Origin of the sequence: Microbacterium sp. NPDC012755 (genome assembly GCF_042901325.1) — a bacterium.
Classification (GTDB): Bacteria; Actinomycetota; Actinomycetes; order Actinomycetales; family Microbacteriaceae; genus Microbacterium; species Microbacterium natoriense.
In genome coordinates, this window is the sequence record NZ_JBIBCT010000001.1 from 3606462 (window position 1) to 3623372 (window position 16911).

General features: G+C 70.0%; 17 protein-coding genes. 6 read left to right on the forward strand and 11 right to left on the reverse strand.

Annotation, left to right across the window (positions count from 1 at the left end; genetic code table 11):
• Positions 1-32: 32 nt before the first annotated feature.
• Genes ACFY5A_RS16900 through ACFY5A_RS16910 form a run of 3 tightly spaced genes read right to left on the reverse strand, consistent with a single transcriptional unit; the run spans position 33 to position 1378 of the window.
• On the reverse strand, positions 33-665 hold the full coding sequence (locus tag ACFY5A_RS16900) for a CYTH domain-containing protein (protein WP_387235770.1): 633 nt from the start codon (positions 663-665) through the stop codon (positions 33-35).
• Complete coding sequence (locus ACFY5A_RS16905) at positions 658-870, reverse strand: response regulator (protein WP_105676946.1); 213 nt, start codon at positions 868-870, stop codon at positions 658-660. Before ACFY5A_RS16905 ends, ACFY5A_RS16900 begins: the two co-directional genes overlap by 8 nt.
• Positions 871-874: 4 nt before the next feature.
• Entirely contained in the window at positions 875-1378 is a 504-nt protein-coding gene (locus ACFY5A_RS16910; RefSeq protein WP_341941860.1) for an A24 family peptidase, read from the reverse strand.
• A gap of 154 nt (positions 1379-1532) precedes the next feature.
• On the opposite strand from ACFY5A_RS16910, the gene ACFY5A_RS16915 reads away from it, so the two are divergent.
• Genes ACFY5A_RS16915 through ACFY5A_RS16925 form a run of 3 tightly spaced genes read left to right on the forward strand, consistent with a single transcriptional unit; the run spans position 1533 to position 7278 of the window.
• Entirely contained in the window at positions 1533-2282 is a 750-nt protein-coding gene (locus tag ACFY5A_RS16915) for a hypothetical protein (RefSeq protein ID WP_387235773.1), read from the forward strand.
• Positions 2279-3817 carry a DNA polymerase Y family protein gene (locus ACFY5A_RS16920; RefSeq protein WP_387235776.1) on the forward strand — a complete coding sequence of 513 codons (1539 nt, stop codon included), beginning with the start codon at positions 2279-2281 and terminating at the stop codon, positions 3815-3817. The genes ACFY5A_RS16915 and ACFY5A_RS16920 overlap by 4 nt, the downstream gene beginning before the upstream one ends.
• Complete coding sequence (locus ACFY5A_RS16925) at positions 3817-7278, forward strand: error-prone DNA polymerase (protein ID WP_387235779.1); 3462 nt, start codon at positions 3817-3819, stop codon at positions 7276-7278. The genes ACFY5A_RS16920 and ACFY5A_RS16925 overlap by 1 nt, the downstream gene beginning before the upstream one ends.
• Positions 7279-7297: 19 nt before the next feature.
• Here ACFY5A_RS16925 and ACFY5A_RS16930 read toward each other — a convergent pair whose 3' ends face one another.
• Both ACFY5A_RS16930 and ACFY5A_RS16935 read right to left on the reverse strand, forming a co-directional pair.
• The gene (locus tag ACFY5A_RS16930) at positions 7298-7678 is read right to left on the reverse strand and encodes a hypothetical protein (protein WP_105676952.1); all 381 of its coding nucleotides are present in this window, start codon (positions 7676-7678) and stop codon (positions 7298-7300) included.
• Between the two features lie 276 nt (positions 7679-7954).
• Entirely contained in the window at positions 7955-8539 is a 585-nt protein-coding gene (locus ACFY5A_RS16935; RefSeq protein WP_341941856.1) for an NADPH-dependent FMN reductase, read from the reverse strand.
• A 96-nt stretch (positions 8540-8635) separates the two neighbouring features.
• Between ACFY5A_RS16935 and ACFY5A_RS16940 the strand changes: the two genes are divergently transcribed.
• Positions 8636-9004, forward strand: a complete 369-nt coding sequence (locus ACFY5A_RS16940; RefSeq protein WP_223586240.1) for a VOC family protein — start codon at positions 8636-8638, stop codon at positions 9002-9004.
• A gap of 5 nt (positions 9005-9009) precedes the next feature.
• On the opposite strand, the gene ACFY5A_RS16945 is transcribed toward ACFY5A_RS16940, so the two are convergent.
• Positions 9010-9657, reverse strand: coding sequence for a TetR/AcrR family transcriptional regulator (locus ACFY5A_RS16945; RefSeq protein WP_387235782.1), 648 nt, complete (start codon positions 9655-9657; stop codon positions 9010-9012).
• 119 nt (positions 9658-9776) lie between these two features.
• Here ACFY5A_RS16945 and ACFY5A_RS16950 point away from each other — a divergent pair, with 119 nt between their 5' ends.
• Positions 9777-10556: an alpha/beta fold hydrolase gene (locus ACFY5A_RS16950; RefSeq protein ID WP_387235785.1), complete on the forward strand. Its 780-nt coding sequence runs from the start codon at positions 9777-9779 to the stop codon at positions 10554-10556.
• 2 nt (positions 10557-10558) lie between these two features.
• Here the strand turns inward: ACFY5A_RS16950 and ACFY5A_RS16955 are convergent, their stop codons facing one another.
• Together ACFY5A_RS16955 and ACFY5A_RS16960 are read right to left on the reverse strand one after the other, a co-directional pair.
• On the reverse strand, positions 10559-11155 hold the full coding sequence (locus tag ACFY5A_RS16955; protein ID WP_105676964.1) for a TetR/AcrR family transcriptional regulator: 597 nt from the start codon (positions 11153-11155) through the stop codon (positions 10559-10561).
• A gap of 1 nt (position 11156) precedes the next feature.
• Positions 11157-13166 (reverse strand): MDR family MFS transporter, encoded by a 2010-nt coding sequence (locus tag ACFY5A_RS16960; protein WP_387235788.1) that lies wholly within the window; start codon positions 13164-13166, stop codon positions 11157-11159.
• A 171-nt stretch (positions 13167-13337) separates the two neighbouring features.
• Here ACFY5A_RS16960 and ACFY5A_RS16965 point away from each other — a divergent pair, with 171 nt between their 5' ends.
• The gene (locus ACFY5A_RS16965; protein ID WP_387235791.1) at positions 13338-13688 is read left to right on the forward strand and encodes a VOC family protein; all 351 of its coding nucleotides are present in this window, start codon (positions 13338-13340) and stop codon (positions 13686-13688) included.
• 60 nt (positions 13689-13748) lie between these two features.
• Here ACFY5A_RS16965 and ACFY5A_RS16970 read toward each other — a convergent pair whose 3' ends face one another.
• From ACFY5A_RS16970 to ACFY5A_RS16980, 3 genes are read right to left on the reverse strand one after another with little or no spacing between them, the layout of a single operon-like run.
• The gene (locus tag ACFY5A_RS16970; RefSeq protein WP_387235794.1) at positions 13749-14423 is read right to left on the reverse strand and encodes a GNAT family N-acetyltransferase; all 675 of its coding nucleotides are present in this window, start codon (positions 14421-14423) and stop codon (positions 13749-13751) included.
• Positions 14420-16279: an alpha/beta fold hydrolase gene (locus ACFY5A_RS16975; RefSeq protein WP_387235797.1), complete on the reverse strand. Its 1860-nt coding sequence runs from the start codon at positions 16277-16279 to the stop codon at positions 14420-14422. The genes ACFY5A_RS16970 and ACFY5A_RS16975 overlap by 4 nt, the downstream gene beginning before the upstream one ends.
• Positions 16276-16875: a TetR/AcrR family transcriptional regulator gene (locus ACFY5A_RS16980; protein WP_387235800.1), complete on the reverse strand. Its 600-nt coding sequence runs from the start codon at positions 16873-16875 to the stop codon at positions 16276-16278. Before ACFY5A_RS16980 ends, ACFY5A_RS16975 begins: the two co-directional genes overlap by 4 nt.
• Positions 16876-16911: the final 36 nt, after the last annotated feature.

The following is a 16911-nucleotide window of genomic DNA, read 5'->3' on the forward strand; positions in this document are numbered from 1 at the left end:
CGGGTCCGCGCGGAAGGGGGTTGCGCTCGCCCTCAGAACCCCAGTGCGCGCGCGAGCTTCGAGCCGGATGCCGCGTCGCGACCACCGGCGGCGAAGATCGCCCTCTCCGCGGCGGCGAACAGCTCCTCCCGCCCCTCGGGATCGTCGGGGGCTGCGGGGCCGAGTTCCAGCTCCCACTCGCGCCACTCGCGCTGCATTCCGTGGCGGAGGTCGGTCGCCCTGACCCTGTCGTCCACGAACTCGGCGACGACGCCGGCCGGCCCCGTGAGCAGATAGGCCGTGCGGCTGTTCTCGATGCGCGCGAGGGGTGTCAGCTCCGCGGTGGTCCACCGGGCGAGAGCAGCGGAGACGGCGTCCGGAATGCCGTCATCTTCGCCGAGCGGCCAGCCGATCTCCAGCCGACCGTCACCCTCGCGGGGTCCCTTGATGTGCCAGCCCGCGTCAGGCCCGCCCGTGCGGCGTCGCAGCGCCACGCCGGAGCGGGAGAGGGCGGCGTCGGCCGTGTCGAGGTAGCGCGCGTCGAGCTCGCGCAGCTCTCCCTCCGACACCGCATCGACTCCGGGGATGTCCCGCCAGTCGGGCAGCGTCGTGTCCGCGTCGACGTCGTACTTGCGCTCGACCTCGACGGTGTGCGAGGGCTCGGATCCGGACGGCGCCTCAGACATCCGCGGGATTGATGTCCTCGAGGGACTCGTCGTACCAGTAGTCGATCTCGGTGGGGCCGTCGTGCGAACCGGTGTTCTGCGGTTCGCCCCGTCGGTTGTACACCACCTGGGTCTCGCTGTAGGGGACGATCAGCTTGTCGTCCGCGTCACCGAGGGGGATGATCTGCCCGTCCAGCGGGCCGCCGTGGAGTCGTGCGAGTGCCATGCCCTCACCCTAGCGCCGTCACCGTCGGCAGGGGCGCCCACGTCACGGCGATGCCGAGAAGCGCCCCGAGCAGCATCCACGGACCGAAGGCGATGCGCGTGGCCCCGTCCGCCCTGCGCAGCGCCATCAGCACCAGGGCGTACAGCGCGGCGAGGACGAAGGCGGATGCCGCCCCCGCGGCGAGCGCGGTCCAGCCGTGCCACCCCAGCACCAGGCCGATGAGGGCGGCGAGCTTCACGTCGCCGCCGCCCATCCCCGACCTTCCGAGGATCCGCAGCGCCGCGTAGAAGCCGCCGAGGAGCACCATCCCCCACCCGGCGCGGATGAGCGCCGCGCTCTCCCCCGTGAGCATCGCCTCGGTCGCCGCGAGCAGCGCGGCCCCCGCCAAGGTCGGCAGCACGATGCGGTTCGGCAGTCGATGCGTGCGGGCGTCGATCACGGCGAGCGCGACGGCGATGACGAGGAGGGCCACGTGGGCGAGCACCACGAGCACAGTGCGGAGATCCATGACGGAAGGCTAGGCGAGCGGGAGCACCCGCGCCCGGCCCCTGTGGAGAACCTCGGTTGCACCTGTTCTCCGGCATCACGCGTCATGTCCGACGTTCGAACTATCGTCATCACGTCACCTTGTTTTATTCGTATATATGTTCGAGGATGGATGCATGGGTCAGTCCGCCGATGTCCGCGCCGTGGAGGTGCTGCGGCTGCGCCGTGAGATCAGCCGGATGCAGCGCCGCCGCAGCGAGCATCCGCTGCTCCCCCTCGACCCCGCGCTCTCCTCCCTGTTGCCGGAGGAGGGCCTGCTGACGGGCAGCGCCTACACCGTCTCCCCGTCCCCGTCCCTCGTGCTCGCCCTCCTCAGCGCGGCATCGCAGAAGGGGCACTGGTGCGCGGTGATCGGCATGCCGACGCTCGGCGTGGAGGCGGCATCCGCCTTCGGCATCGATCTCGCCCGACTGATCCTCGTTCCGGCTCCCGGCGATCGCTGGCTGGCCGCGACCTCCGCCCTCGCCGAGGTCGTCCCGCTGATCGTCGTGCAGCCCGGCTCCCGTGTGCGCGATGCCGATGTCTCACGCCTGAGCGCCCGACTGCGAGACCGCGGCACCACGCTGCTCGTCGCCGAGTCCTCCGCGTTCGGTCTCTGGCCGCAGAGCGAGGGCAGCATCCGTCTCCACGATCAGCACTGGCACGGGCTCGGCGCCGGCTGGGGCCTGCTCTCCGGCTGCACGGCGACGGTGACGGCGCAGACCAGACGGAGCCCCGCGCCGTCGAGCGTGCTGGTGCGGCTGCCGGGGAGCAGCGGCGCCATCGAGACCGTGTCGCCGCCCCCCTCTCTCACCGCGCTGCCTCCCCTGCGCGACAGGACCGCAGATGCTCCCGCCGATGAGGCGTCCTGGGCGGTGGCGGGATGACTGCTCCTCTCCGCGTGATCGTGCTGTGGTTCCCCGACTGGCCGCTGCGCGCTGCTCTGGGCGGCGCCCCACCGCATCCGCCCACGGCTCTCGTGCAGGCGAACACGGTCGTCGCCTGCACCGCATCGGCTCGGGAGCACGGCGTGCGCATCGGCCAGCGCCGCCGCGTCGCCCAGGGCCACCTCTCCTCGCTGCGGGTGCTCCCCCACGACCCGGCCGCAGACGAGCGGGCCTTCCTCCCCGTGCTGCGGATCCTCGAGCGGCACGCCCCCGGGGCGACGATACTGCGACCGGGGCTCGCCGCCATCCGCGCCAGGGGCGTCTCCCGCTACCACGGCGGAGAGGATGAAGCCGGTCGCGCGCTGATCGCCATCCTCGCCGACGCCGGCTTCCCCGAGGTGCGCATCGGCATCGCCGACGGCCCGTTCACCGCAGAGCTCGCCGCGCGTGCAGCCGAACCCTGCGCCCTCGTCCCGGCGGGGAGAGCCCGGGAGTTCCTCGCCCCGCTGCCCGTCCAGGTGCTCCGCGACGAGCATCTCTCGGGGCTCCTGACCAGGCTCGGCGTACGCACTCTCGGCGCGTTCGCCGCACTCGACGGACTCGAGGTGCGCGACCGGTTCGGCGAGCGCGGGGCGCGCCTGCACGGCCTCGCCGCCGGTGCGGACTCCCGCCCTCTGACGCCGCTGCCTCCCGACCCGGAGCTGGTGCGGACGGTCGAGTTCGAACCTGCCCTGGCCGGCGCCGATCAGGTGGCGTTCGCGGTGCGGCAGACAGCGGATGCCGTGCTGCTCGCGCTCGCCGACGCCTCCGTCGTGTGCACCGAGGTGCGCATCGATCTGACCGACGACAACGGGAAGGTGTTCTCCCGCACCTGGCTGCATCCGACCTGCTTCGACGCCGCCGATCTCGTCGACAGGGTGCGCTGGCAGCTGGAGGCGCTGGCGACCGCGCAGGCGAAGGAGCCGATCGATGAGGCCAGGGCGTTCGGCGGCATCGTGGCGGTGCGCATCATCCCCGCCGCGGTCGACGACGCCGCCCATCATCAGCCGGGGCTGTTCGGTTCCGGCACCGACGAGCGGCTGCACCACGCCGTCTCGCGCGTGCAGACGATGCTCGGTCACCAGGGGGTCGTCACCGCGACGGTCTCCGGAGGCCGCTGGCTCTCCGACCGTCAGGTGCTCACGCCGTGGGGAGAGCGCGGCACCGCCCCCAGGGATCCGGAGCGTCCGTGGCCGGGCAGCCTCCCCGACCCGGTCCCCGCCGAGGTGTTCGCACCGCCGCGGCCGATCGGAGTGGTCGATGCCGCCGGAGCGTCCGTCGACATCGACGAGCGCGGGGCGCTCTCGGCTCCTCCCGCGCAGATCGACGGCGCCGCGGTGCAGGCATGGGCCGGCCCCTGGCCCGTGCACGAGCGGCTCTGGGATCGCGCGCAGGGGCGGGTCGGGCATCGGCTGCAGATCGTCGACGAGAGCGACAGGGCGTGGCTCGTGTTCCGCACCGGCGTCCGCTGGTGGGCCGAGGGGAGGTACCGCTGATGGGCTGGCACAACCCGCCGCTCTCCTGGACGGAGCTGGAGCGCACCCTGAGCGGCAAGGAGCCGCTCTCCACTCCGACCCCCGCCGAGCCGCAGGGCACGAGAGAGGACGCGGGTCCGGTCAGCCGGCGCCGGCAGCGCATGCTCCCGACCGAGATCCCCCGCCCCGAAGACGCCGTGCCCTATGCCGAGCTGCACGCGCACTCGTCGTACTCCTTCCTCGACGGCGCCTCCTCCCCCGAGGAGCTTCTCGCCGAGGCGGAACGGCTCGGCCTCTCCGCCCTCGCGATCACCGACCACGACGGCTTCTACGGCGCCGCACGCTTCGGCGAGGTCGCCGAGCACATGAAGGTCCAGGTGCAGACCGTGTTCGGCGCCGAGCTGTCCCTGGATCTGCCCGCACCGCAGCGCGGAGCTGCCGATCCCGCGGGCGAGCATCTGCTCGTCCTCGCCAGGGGCATGGAGGGATACCACCGCCTCTCCGGGGCGATCACCCAGGCGCAGCTGCGCGGCGGAGAGAAAGGACGTCCGGTCTACGACCTCGACGCGCTCGCCGACCGAGCGGGCGGCGAGTGGGCGATCCTGACCGGATGCCGCAAGGGCGCCGTGCGCCGAGGTCTGGAGCAGGGCGACGCCGAGACCCCGCTGCGGCGACTCGTCGACCTGTTCGGCCGCGATCACGTCGCCGTCGAGCTTTTCGACCACGGCGATCCCCTGGACACCCGGCGCAACGACGCCCTCGCCGACCTCGCCAGGCGGATGCGGCTGCCCGTGGTCGCGACGAACAACGTGCACTACGCGTCCCCTGACCGCGCCCGGCTCGCCGAGGCCATGTCCGCCGTGCGGGCGGTGCGCAGCATGGACGATCTCGACGGCTGGCTCCCCGCTCACGACGGGGCCCACCTGCGCAGCGGCGCGGAGATGGCCGCCCGGTTCCGGCGCTACCCCGGGGCGATCGAGCACGGGCTGGAGCTGGCCGCGGCATCCGCCTTCCCCCTCCGACGCGCGCGGCCCGCCCTCCCGACGCAGAAGGTGCCGGCCGGACACACCCCGATGAGCTGGCTGCGCAGGCTCGTGTGGGATGCCGTGCCCCAGAGGTATCCGAACCTCGACGCCGGCGGCCGCAGCCGGATCGAACGGGAGCTGAACGTCATCGAGGAGAAGGACTTCCCCGGGTACTTCCTCATCGTGCACGGGATCGTCGCGAAGGCGAGGGAGCTGGGCATCCTCTGCCAGGGGCGGGGCTCGGCCGCGGCGAGCGCGGTCTGCTACCTGCTGGGCATCACCGCGGTCGATCCGATCCTCTACGACCTCCCCTTCGAACGGTTCCTCGCCACCACCCGCGAGGAGGAGCCCGACATCGACGTGGACTTCGACTCCAGCCGCCGGGAGGAGATCATCCAGTGGGTCTACGACGAGTACAAGCGCGATCGGGCCGCTCAGGTCGCGAACGTCATCCAGTACCGGCCGAAGAACGCGGTGCGCGACATGGCGCGGGCGCTGGGGTTCTCCCCCGGCCAGCAGGACGCCTGGTCCCGCCAGGTCGACGGCTGGGGGTCTCAGCTGTCGGAGCAGGACGACACCGACCTCCCCGAGATCGTCCGCGACTACGCGAACCAGCTGATGAAGGCGCCGCGGCACCTCGGCATCCATTCCGGCGGCATGGTGCTCACCGAGCGCCCCGTGGGCGAGGTCGTGCCCGTGGAGCACGCGCGGATGGAGAACCGCACCGTCATCCAGTGGGACAAGGACTCCGCAGCCTGGATGGGGCTCGTGAAGTTCGACCTGCTGGGGCTGGGCATGCTCTCCGCCCTCCGGCACTGCTTCGACCTCATCGAGGGGAGCACCGGCGAGGTCTGGAAGCTCGAGACGATCCCCAAGGAGGAGCCGGCGGTCTACGACATGCTCTGCCGGGCCGACTCCATCGGCGTCTTCCAGGTGGAGTCGCGGGCGCAGATGGGTCTGCTCCCCCGCCTGCAGCCGCGCTGCTTCTACGACCTCGCGATCCAGATCGCCCTCATCCGCCCCGGCCCCATCCAGGGCGGAGCCGTGCACCCGTTCGTCCGGCTGAAGATGGAGAAGGACAGGACCGATGCCGAGAACGAACGGCGCGAGGAGCGCGGCGAGGAGCCGCTGACGATGCACGTCCCGTATCCGCATCCCGCCCTGAAGAAGGTGCTGGAGCGCACGCTCGGCATCCCCATCTTCCAGGAGCAGCTCATCCACATGGCGACGATCATCGGCGACTGCACGGCGGACGAGGCCGATACGCTGCGTCGGGCGATGGGGTCGAAGCGCGGTCTGGAGAAGATCGACAGCATCCAGAAGCAGCTCTACGCGGGGATGGCGCGGCACGGGCTGTCGCAGGAGGCATCCGACCGGATCTACGCGCAGATCCAGGCGTTCTCGAACTTCGGCTTCGCCGAGTCCCACTCCCTCTCCTTCGCCCTGCTCGTCTACGCCAGCTCCTGGCTCAAGCTGCACTACCCCGCCGCGTTCCTGGCGGGACTCCTGCGGTCTCAGCCGATGGGCTTCTACTCGGCGTCGACACTGACGAGCGATGCGCGTCGACACGGCGTGGAGGTGCGCAGGCCCGATCTGCACCTGTCCGGAGCGACCGAGACCCTGGAGGCCCTGTCGGATTCCCGGGCGGCCACCGGACGGGACTCCTGCCTCATCCAGGCGGAGCCGCCGCTGAAGACCCGGTTCGACCGCACCGCCCCCGATGAGACGGCCGCGCACCGTCGCGACGGCGGCTATGCCGTGCGGCTCGGCCTGGGCGGCATCCGCGGGATCGGCACGCCGTTGGCCGAGAGGATCGTCGGCGAACGAGAGGCGCACGGCCCCTACCGCGATCTCCACGACCTGGTGCGCCGCACGGATGCCACGACCGCCCAGCTCGAGGCCCTCGCGACCGCGGGCGCCTTCGACTGCCTGGGTCTGACCAGACGCGAGGCCATCTGGCTGGCCGGGGCGGCCGCCGAGGACCGCGCGCGCTTCCTCCCCGGCACGACGATCGCCGTGCAGCCGCCGCTGTTCCCCGACCAGTCGGGCTACGAGCAGCTCGCGGCCGATCTCTGGGCGACGGGGGTGTCCACCGACGACCATCCGATGACGCACTTCCGCGCGCAGCTGAGGGAGCGCGGGGTGATCACGTCTGCGCAGCTGCGGGAGCACGAGAGCGGGCGTCGGATCGAGGTCGCCGGGCTCGTCACGCACCGGCAGCGTCCGGAGACCGCCGCCGGCGTGACCTTCATCAATCTGGAGGACGAGCACGGGCTGGTCAACGTGATCTGCTCACGGGGCGTGTGGGCGCGCTACCGGCGCATCGCCCGAGACTCCCCCGCCCTCATCATCCGCGGCATCCTGGAGAGATCCGCCGAGGGGGTCGTGAACGTGCTCGCCGATGCCTTCGAGGATCTGCGCACCGGGCTCGCCCACCGATCGCGGGACTTCCAGTGAACGGGCCCCCGCGCCGACGTCACCAGACGCGTTCGGCCGGGGGCTCCGGAGTGCGATCGGCTCCACCCCAGCGGTCGGCCTCGGCCTTCGCCGCCTCGGCGGCGGCATCCGCTCCGCGCAGCGCCGCCTTGGCGCTCGCACCGCCGCCGTCGGGCATCACGGAGAGCACGGTGTGCGCGCCGTGCCCGCCGATCATGACGGTGCAGTCGAGGACGCGCCCGAGCCACCGGCTCACCTCGCCGCGCGGATCCTCGGCGCGGCGGTAGCGGATGCCGGTGTCGAGGTCGATGACGGCGAAGACGACCGCCTCGTCGGCGGCGTCGTCCCTCTGCTCCGTCACCTCGACGCGGTGCCCGCGCGCGATGGCGAGCTGCGCGTTCAGCACGAGCTTTCTGTCCATGGAACCACCCTATGATCCGGCGCGGAGAAGACAAGACCCACGGGCGCTCAGAAATACTCGTAGATTTCTTTGTCCCCCAAATGGCGGACAAGACATTTTCGCGATATTCTGATATGAGTAGCGGGGGCTACCGGCTGAGAACTGGGGAAACAGCCGACGAGAGCAGCGAGATCTTCGCCGCCTCCCCTACCGTCCGGGATGGGCGGTGAGCCCTCTCGAGCGATTCGATCTGGGGCGAAGCGACTCGGGAGGGCAACCAGTTCCCCTGGCGCCGACCTAGTCTCGGTCCCCGACGTGCCCCGGGGCCGTGACGGAGAGCACGCGCTCGACGAACGCCGCGTACTCCTCCATGTAGTGCCGGAGGAAGCCCTCCGTGCCGGCATCCGCCACCTCGCCATCGGGCCCGAACACGTCGGGCTTGAATGTGATGTACGCCTCCGGCGCGTTCAGCTGCGGCGCATTGAGGAAGCTCAGGACGCTGCGCATGGACGACTGCATCACCGCGGTGCCGATCGCCCCGGTCGAGGCACCGATGATCCCTGTGGGGGTGCGCGCGAAGGAGTTGTGCCCCCAGGGCCTGGATCCCCAGTCGATCGCGTTCTTGAGCGGACCGGGGATGGACCGGTTGTACTCCGGCGACACGAACAGCAGCCCCTCCGACTCCTCGACCGCGCTCTTGAACGCGGTCACCGCAGGGGCCGGACTCTGCTCGTCGTCACGATCGAAGAGCGGCAGGTCGCGGATCGAGATCTCGGTCAGCTCCAGACTCGGAGGCGCGAGCCGTACGAGCGCCTTCGACAGGATGCGGTTGATCGAGTCCCGGGAGAGGCTGCCGACGAGATAGCCGATGCGGTAGGTCATGGAGTGCTCCTTCACGGTCGGGGTGTCGTCTCCGGTATACGCCCTCTGGCCCACCGGACGCCAGAAGATCTAGGATCTCGGGCAGAGGGAGTCGACATGAAGCTCATCCAGGTCGCGCAGCGCGCCACGGATCTCGACCGCGCCGCCGCGTTCTACAGCGACCTGCTCGGCACGGAACCCGCCGCACGCTTCGATCCGCCCGGACTGCTCTTCTTCGACCTCGACGGCGTGCGGCTGCTGCTCGATGCGGGAGCGGCGAGCGCGCTGCTCTACATCGAGGTCGTCGACATCCACGGCGCCGTCGAGCGGCTGCGGGCGGCGGGCACGACGATCGTCAGCGAGCCGCACGTGATCTTCAGCCATGCGGACGGCACTCTCGGCCCCGCGGGCACCGACGAGTGGCAGGCGTTCATCGTCGACAGCGAGGGCAACACGATCGGCCTGGTCGAGCAGCGCCCCGCCTGAGCGGATCACCCTTCGGATCGGTGGGCCGCGAGGAACACGTCGAGCGCACGTGCCACGTGCCCTGCCGCATCTCCGTTCGGCAGGGCCTCGTCGTCGCCGAGGAGCATGGCCCGGTTGACGGGCTCTCCCATCACCAGCCAGTTGAGCTGGGTCGCGGCGAGGACGGGATCGGACGCGCGCAGGATGCCGGCGGCATCCATCCTGCCGATCACCTCGGCGAGGGAGTCGATCGCCCGCTGCGGGCCGTTGAGGTGCAGCGAACGGGCGAGGTCGGGGAACTGCGGCATGAGGCCGATGACCAGTCGTCGGAGCGCGAGGAGACCCGGGTCGAGCACGGTCGAGAGCTGCTGCTCGAGGATCGGGGCGAGCACGGTGCGCGCATCCGCTCCGTCGCGCAGAACCGGAGGGGCGCCGAGCACGCGCTCGCTCGCCGCGCTGGTCTGCGATCCGACCAGCGCGAGGAACAGGCCCTCCTTGCCGCCGAAGTGGCTGTACAGCGTCTGCTTGGCCACTCCAGACACCCGAGCGATGGAGTCCATCGTCACCGCCTCGTACCCGTGGGCGAGGAACTGCTCCTGGGCGGCGGCGAGGATCGACTCGCGCTTGCGCACCGAGCTCGGGCGGAGATCCGCTGCACCCCTTGACGATTTCATACTCATGAGTCTAGTTTATAGAAATCATACCGAGCAGTCTTGAAATTGGAGATGACGATGGACAGCAGAAAGCCCCTCGAGTTCGAGGCTGAGCTCACCCACCCGGTCGAGGCCGCGGCGTGAGCGCGCTCACCACCCCACGCGGCGATCGCATCGTCTACGACGACCTCGGAGCACCGGGCGCGCCGACGGCGGTCTTCATCGCCGGCGCCGGCCCCACACGTGCCGACGACCCGATCACCCTCGCCACAGGTGAAGCCTTCGCCGCACTCGGCGGACGCGCCCTGATCGCCGACAGGCTCGGGCGCGGCGAGAGCATATCGGAGGGTCCGATCGAGCTCACCGCCCAACTCGACGCGATCGAGGCGCTCGCCCGAGAGGCGGAGGCTCCCGTCATCCTGATCGGCCACTCCTCCGGATGCGCGATCGCGATGCTCGCGGCGTCTCGCGTGGCGGAGCTGGCCGGTCTCGTGCTGTGGGAGGCTCCGCTCGGACTCTTCGAGGGCGGAGCGCCGTCGTGGTGGGCGCGCGTGCGCGAGTCGATCGACGCCGGCGGCCTCGAGGAGGCCGTCGCGAGGTACATGATCGGGATGCCGCCGGAATGGCTCGAAGAGCTCAAGAAGTCCCCCGACTATCCCGGACTCATCCACAGCTGGATCCCCGATGGAGAGGCTCTGGCCGCGGTCGAGGAGAGCGGCTACAGGAACGCGCTCGCACCTGTCGCCGCCCCCGTCGTCGCCCTCGTCGGCACGGAGACCTTCCCCGGCATGATCGCCACGGCCGACGCGCTCGCGGAGGCCGCGTCAGACGGCTACTCGGAGCAGCTGGCCGGCGCATGGCACTCCTGGGAGCCGCAGGCGATGGCCGAGAGGCTCGCCCGTCTCGCCGGGGTGGCCTGAGCCTACGGACCGACCATCGGCGCGTGGCGAACGGCGATCAGACGGTCCATCGTCTCCAGGAGCCTGACCGAATCCGGTCGGGTGTCGTCGGCCGGACGGTGCATGAGGGTGCGCAGCGAGCTCAGCGCGAGGAGGATCGCGGCATCCGCCACTTCGGGCGACCCGGCGCGCTCCTCGATGAGCAGACCGAACTCGGCCTTCAGCGCTCCCATCCACTGCGTGAAGGTCGCGACGAGCTGCGGCTGCTCCGTGACGAGCTTCTTGAGCCTCGTGCGCTCCACGCCCGAGCTCATCGAGTCGGCGAGGAGATCGCAGATCGCGGGCATGAGCTCCCCCGTCGCCGAGCGGAACCGCGCAGCCGCCTCCGGAGAGATGATCTGCTCCGGCAGGTTGAGGGCCGCCGCCGTCTTCGACGGGAAGTAGTTGAAGAAGGTGCGGGGCGAGACTCCCACCTCCTCGCAGATCTGCTCGACGGTCGTTCCGTCGAGCCCTTGACGTTCGACCAGGCGCAGGGCAGCCTCGTGCAGCGCTTCCCGCCGCAGCTTCTTCTTGCGCTCGCGAAGCCCCTCGGGCTCCCCTGCGCTCTGGTCGTTCGTCATATCAGCTCTGCACCTTGATCGTCCCGGTCTCGCTGATGCCGGCGTCGTCCGCCATCTCCTGCAGAGCCGAGCGGGTGCGCAGCGGCGGAGCCTTGAAGAACCAGCTCAGCACGAACGCGAGCATCAGCACCCCGAAGCCTACCCAGTAGATCACGTCGATCGCCTGGGTGAAGCCGACCATGAAGGGCTTGGTGAGCGCGGCATCCGCGCCGTTCAGGAACGACGTGTCGCTGACCGAGCTGCTCGATCCGTTCGATGCCTCTGACGTGCCCTTGTTGATCTTCTCGGCGATGTCGGGGACGAGCTGGTCCACCCAGTAGGTGCGCTGGGCCTTGTCCGACCAGTCCACAGACACGGTGCCGTCCGTCACGGAGGCGTGAGCCTTGTCGGCGACAGCCTGGAGCGCCTTGGCCTCGGCGGCCGGGGTGGCCTCCGCGACCTTCTGGTCGATCACCGTCTGCGCGGCGGCGGCCGGAAGCTGCCCCGCGGCGACGGCCTGGTTCACGGAGTCGGTCACCGCGGTCGTCACGGCTTCGCCCGCCGAGGCCTTCGCCTCGGTCACGCCCTTGTCCAGCTGCGACTGGATGTTCTCCTGCAGCGGGCCGACGATCGGCGTCCACAGCTGCTCCATGACGGCCTTGTTCTGCTTCTCGCCGGCGACGGCGGGATCCAGCGCGGCGTTCAGAGCGGCCGTCAGCGTGGGCTTATCGCCCATGCTGTGCGTGATGTTCGTCGGCAGCAGGGTGAACAGCACCGACAGCATGATCGCGGTACCCAGCGTTCCACCGATCTGACGGAAGAACGTCGCTGCGCTGGTGGCGACGCCCATGTCGGGCGCCTCGACCGCGTTCTGGCTCGCCATGGTGAGCGACTGCATCAGCTGGCCGAGGCCGAGACCGACCACGAACATGCCGATCATCATGAACCACACCGAGGTGGTCGACGAGACGAACGTCAGGAGCAGGAAGCCCACCGCCGTGGTCAGGGTGCCGGTGCGCGGGAAGATGCCGTACTTGCCGGTGCGCGCGGTGATCTGGCCGGCCGCCATCGAGAAGGCCATGAGACCCACCACCATCGGCAGCATCGCGAAGCCCGACTCGGTCGGGGTGAGACCGGCGACGATCTGCATGTACAGCGGGATCGTCATCATGGCGCCGAACATGCCGAAGCCCACGAGCACGCCGATGATGGTCGCCCACGAGAACGTGTTCGAGCGGAAGAGGCGGATCGGGATGATCGCGTCGTTCTTCATGGCGATCTCGATGAGCACGAATCCGATGGCGCCGAGTCCACCGATCACGTAGCAGGCGATCGAGGCGATGGAGCCCCAGCCCCACTCGCGACCCTGCTCGGCGACCAGCAGCAGCGGTACGAGCGCGACGATCACCGCGGTCGCTCCCCACCAGTCGATGCGCGGGTTGTCGTGCTTCGCGACCTTCGGCAGGTGCAGGAAGGTGATCACCATGCCGAGCGCGATGAGGCCGATGGGCAGGTTGATGAGGAAGACCCAGCGCCAGCCGGAGATCCAGAGGATCTCGTTGGCACCTGCGAACAGACCGCCGACGAGCGGGCCGATCAGCGAGGAGATGCCGAACACGGCGAAGAAGTAGCCCTGGTACTTGGCGCGCTCGCGCGGGGCGAGGATGTCGGCCATGATCGCGAGCGGCAGCGACATCAGTGCGCCGGCGCCGATGCCCTGGAAGGCGCGGAAGCCGGCCAGCATCAGCATCGACGTCGAGAACGTCGACAGCACGGAGCCGATGATGAACACCGTGATGCCGAAGATGAACAGCGGGCGGCGCCCGAAGATGTCGGAGAGCTTGCCGTAGATCGGCACGGAGATGGTCGAAGTGATCAGGTACGCCGTGGTGACCCAGGCCTGCTGGTCGAGGCCGTGCAGGTCGTCGCCGATCGTGCGGATCGCCGTGCCGACGATGGTCTGGTCGAGAGACGACAGGAACATTCCGGCCATGAGGCCGTAGATCACGAGGAGGATCTGACGGTGCGTCATGATCGGCTTCGACGCGTCAGATTTCGCGACCGGCGTGGCACCGGTGCGGGTGGAGACAGTTGACATTCCAGCCCTTCGGAAGGCGTGAGGATTATTGCAGACGTGCAATATTACACGACTGCAAGATTAGTGCGAGCTGAGAGTGTCGGATGCCGTCACCACAATGAATGCATGGACGTGCACCGGATCGTTCCGAACCTCACCGTGACCGACCTCCCGCGCGCGGTCGCCGAGCACACGGCTGCGCTCGGCCTCCGCGTGCTCATGGACCACGGGTGGATCGTCACCCTCGGCGACGACGAGGGTCATCAGCTGAGTCTCATCGCGCGGGATGCCACGGCATCCGTCGCACCCGACGTCTCCGTCTTCGTCGACGATGTCCGCGCCGCACTCGCCCGCGTGGAGTCGGCCGGGTTGGAGATCGTCCATCCGCTCACGGACGAACCCTGGGGCGTCACGCGCTTCTTCTACCGTGGTTCCGACGGGCGGGTCGTGAACGTCGGCATGCACACCGTCGCGTGAGCGCCCAGGCGCGGTCGCACTGCTCACCGTCCGCGCCACGCGCGATGAGCGGAATGTGCGTCAGAGCGCCGGCCGAGCACCCTGCGGATCACGCCAGTAGGTCTGCACCCGAACGCCTCCGACGAGTTCCACGACCGCGCGGGGACGGTACCCGAGCCTTTCGTAACGCGCATCGTGCGCCGGGTTCGACGACTCGAGGTAGGTGGGGATCCCCGCGTCGTCATAGTGGGCCAGGGCCGCTCGGAGCAATGCCATGCCGTGCCCGCCGCCGCGGGCCTCGGGCGCCACACCGAGCAGTGTCAGGTAGGCATGCGGATCGCTGGGCCGGGCATCGGCGAACCTGGCACCGGCCTGCTCCAAGGCGGCAGCAGCCTCCGGGTCGAGCAACTCGCTGACCAGCGCGTCGTAGGCGGCATGGGCCTCGACGGAGATCTCGTCCTCACCCGGCGGGTACCACACGGAGACCGCGCGAAGAGCGCCGCGCGTGCTCGCACCCTGCGACTCGCCCTCGCCATCGGAGCCGCCCTCGAGCACTCGCGACTCGGAGAAGCGCAGGGCTTGTCCGACCATGAACCGCCAGTACGCACCGGCCACCTGCGGACGCGTCTCGACATCGGGGAACGAAGGCCCCCAGACGGGATCGTCCAAGAACGCCGCCGTGAGGATTCGCGTCATCTCGTCGAGGTCGCCGGACGTTGCCGGTCGCAGTCCGTGCGGGAGTGTCTCGTGTGTCATGCGGTCCTCATCTCGTTGCGGGTATGCGGGGCGGTCTGCAGACGAGTCTCACCGACCCGCCGAAGGGTCGCGGGATGACCGAGCAGATCGATGAGCGCGTCGCCGTGGGTGAGCTGCGGATGATGCCCGGCCCCGGGCACAGAGATCAGCTCGACGTGGGGAAGCGACTCCAGGTGCGCGACCGCGGCAGGGTCGAGCGGGTCCTCGCTTCCGGTGATGATGCGCACCTGGCCGTGGAATCGCCCCAGCGCGTCGCGGAGCTCGGCTCGCCATCGCGTCGATCCGGCGGAGGTGAGCTGCTCGGCCGCGCTCTTCGCACGACCTCTCCGGAGGTCGCGGATGCTGCTCTCGAGAGCCTTCGCGCTCGCATCCGCGCCGGTGAGTCGGCGTGACAGCTGCACGGGATCGGCACGCCGCAAGAAGGCGCGAATGAGTATCCGCACACGCGCCGCCCCGCGCACCGGCGCCTGCAGGAAGAAGGGCGCGATCAGCGTGAGGGACTCGATCCGTTCGGGGAACCGGTCGGCGGCGATGACCGCCGCGGCTGCGCCGATCGAGTGGCCGATGAGTTCGACGGGTTCGTCCCCGAGCATCGCGGGCAGCCAGCGCTCCCAGTCGCGAATGCCCGTTCCGCCGCTCAGCCCGAGACCGGGCAGATCCACCGCTCGCGCGCCGATGCCCGATGCCACGTCCGACCAGGTGTCTGCGTTGACGGGCAGCCCGGGGAGGATCACCCGACGGGATCCCGATGCTCCCAGCTCGAAGGTCCGCACACCGGCGACGTCGACGAATCGGCGCTCGTCACCCGCGGCCGCACCGAACCGATGCGCGGCGAGATGGTCAGCCCACCGTTCGAGCGACACCCGCACGTCGGGCAGGCGGAGCCCGTGCCGGTCGGCGAGCTCGATCGCGGATGCTGTGGGATAGCGATCGGCGGACAGGAAGCCGAGGGTCTCGGGGTCAGCCCGGGTGATCCATCGAGGCAGCCGTGTGATCACGCTCGCCGGCACCTTCAGCCTTGGGACGTTCGCCCCGAGGTGTCGTCCGACGCCCGTGAGCAGATCAGCCAGCAGCGGAGTTGCGTCGTCGAGAATCCAATAGGCCGCGCCCACGGCATCGGGATCGACCGCTGCCGTGGCCATGAAGGCCGCGAGATAGTCGACCGTGACGACCGGAAGGAAGGTCGCGGCGCCTCCGGGCAGCGCGGTCGCAGTCCCGTCCCAGATCTGCTCGATGGTGCTCGCCAATCCGATGTGCTGGTCGGACTCCCCCGTCGCGCTGTCCCCGATCACGCTGGCCGGATTGACGATGGTCCAGGGAACGCCGCGCTCCCGGGCCCGGGCCTGGAAGACGGCGTCGGATTCCACCTTCGACGCCTCGTAGCCGCCCAGTTCCGCGTAGACCGCCGCGCGGTGCTCCTCCGACCAGGGAACGGCGTCGGGGTCCTGCCCACCGACGCGGTACCCCGAGACGTGAACCACGCGCTGCAGCATCGGGAGTTCTGCGGCGAGATCGATGAGCTTCTCGACGATGCCGACGTTCGCGGCCCGCGCTTCCTCGGCGGGCATCCCGAATCGGTAGGCACCGGCGCAGTTGTGGATCTCGGTGACGTGCGCGAAGGCCGCCGCGCCACCCACCAGGATCTCCGGCGCGTCGAAGTCGGCGATCTCGATGGCGATGCTGCGCGCCAGACCATGCTTCCGCAGCCATGCCTCGACGCGCGCGCCGGATGCGGCGCTCCGCACTGCCGCGGTGACGTTCACACCGGCCTCTGCGAGCGTCAGCACGAGGTGTCGGCCGACCAGCCCCGAAGCCCCGAGCACGAGGGCGTGACGCGGGGTGTCCTGGGCGCTCACCTGGCTCCCCCGGCGTTCTCGACGCGCCGCTCGATCAGCTCCGCGACGACCTCAGCAGCCGATTCCAGGGGCTGGGTGCTCCGCGTGGCGCGGGAGACGATGACCGCGCCCTCGATCATCGAGACGACGACGGTCGCCAGAGAGCGGGCGTCTTCGGCGGCGAGACCGTTCCCCTCGAGGAGTGCGGCCGTCGGCGCGATCCACGACTCGAACGCGCTGGCGCAGGCCTGCCGCAGCCTTTCGCTCTCGGCGCCCATCTCCAACGTCACGACGGAGACCGGGCAACCGAGCCGGTAGTCGCTCTTGCTGACGATGCTCGCCAGTGCGCCGATTGCCGCGCGTGCCGCACCGGCCGCGCTGCCCGTCGAGACCGCGGCCTCAGCGATCAGCGCCTCGAACTGCGCCGCCGCGAGCTCGACCGCGGCGACACCCAAGCCGACTTTCCCGTCGGGGAAGTGGAAGTAGATCGATCCCTTCGGGGCGTCAGCGTGGTCGATCACTGCGTTCAAGCCCGTGCCGCTGTAGCCGCTGGTCTGGATGAGTTCGAGCATGGACGCCGCGAGTCGCGCCCGGGTCTGATCGCCTTTGGAGGTCATGCGACTCAGAATAGACCGGTCTACATATTTTTACAA

What these genes read in the sequence shown, in the direction of transcription:
- ACFY5A_RS16945 (WP_387235782.1), bottom strand. Translation starts at nt 9,657, where the DNA reads ATGAAATCGTCAAGGGGTGCAGCGGATCTCCGCCCGAGCTCGGTGCGC.
- ACFY5A_RS16905 (WP_105676946.1), bottom strand. Translation starts at nt 870, where the DNA reads ATGGCACTCGCACGACTCCACGGCGGCCCGCTGGACGGGCAGATCATC.
- ACFY5A_RS16925 (WP_387235779.1), top strand. Translation starts at nt 3,817, where the DNA reads ATGGGCTGGCACAACCCGCCGCTCTCCTGGACGGAGCTGGAGCGCACC.
- ACFY5A_RS16965 (WP_387235791.1), top strand. Translation starts at nt 13,338, where the DNA reads ATGGACGTGCACCGGATCGTTCCGAACCTCACCGTGACCGACCTCCCG.
- ACFY5A_RS16960 (WP_387235788.1), bottom strand. Translation starts at nt 13,166, where the DNA reads ATGACGCACCGTCAGATCCTCCTCGTGATCTACGGCCTCATGGCCGGA.
- ACFY5A_RS16900 (WP_387235770.1), bottom strand. Translation starts at nt 665, where the DNA reads ATGTCTGAGGCGCCGTCCGGATCCGAGCCCTCGCACACCGTCGAGGTC.
- ACFY5A_RS16970 (WP_387235794.1), bottom strand. Translation starts at nt 14,423, where the DNA reads ATGACACACGAGACACTCCCGCACGGACTGCGACCGGCAACGTCCGGC.
- ACFY5A_RS16930 (WP_105676952.1), bottom strand. Translation starts at nt 7,678, where the DNA reads ATGGACAGAAAGCTCGTGCTGAACGCGCAGCTCGCCATCGCGCGCGGG.
- ACFY5A_RS16910 (WP_341941860.1), bottom strand. Translation starts at nt 1,378, where the DNA reads ATGGATCTCCGCACTGTGCTCGTGGTGCTCGCCCACGTGGCCCTCCTC.
- ACFY5A_RS16940 (WP_223586240.1), top strand. Translation starts at nt 8,636, where the DNA reads ATGAAGCTCATCCAGGTCGCGCAGCGCGCCACGGATCTCGACCGCGCC.
- ACFY5A_RS16915 (WP_387235773.1), top strand. Translation starts at nt 1,533, where the DNA reads ATGGGTCAGTCCGCCGATGTCCGCGCCGTGGAGGTGCTGCGGCTGCGC.
- ACFY5A_RS16955 (WP_105676964.1), bottom strand. Translation starts at nt 11,155, where the DNA reads ATGACGAACGACCAGAGCGCAGGGGAGCCCGAGGGGCTTCGCGAGCGC.
- ACFY5A_RS16980 (WP_387235800.1), bottom strand. Translation starts at nt 16,875, where the DNA reads ATGACCTCCAAAGGCGATCAGACCCGGGCGCGACTCGCGGCGTCCATG.
- ACFY5A_RS16935 (WP_341941856.1), bottom strand. Translation starts at nt 8,539, where the DNA reads ATGACCTACCGCATCGGCTATCTCGTCGGCAGCCTCTCCCGGGACTCG.
- ACFY5A_RS16920 (WP_387235776.1), top strand. Translation starts at nt 2,279, where the DNA reads ATGACTGCTCCTCTCCGCGTGATCGTGCTGTGGTTCCCCGACTGGCCG.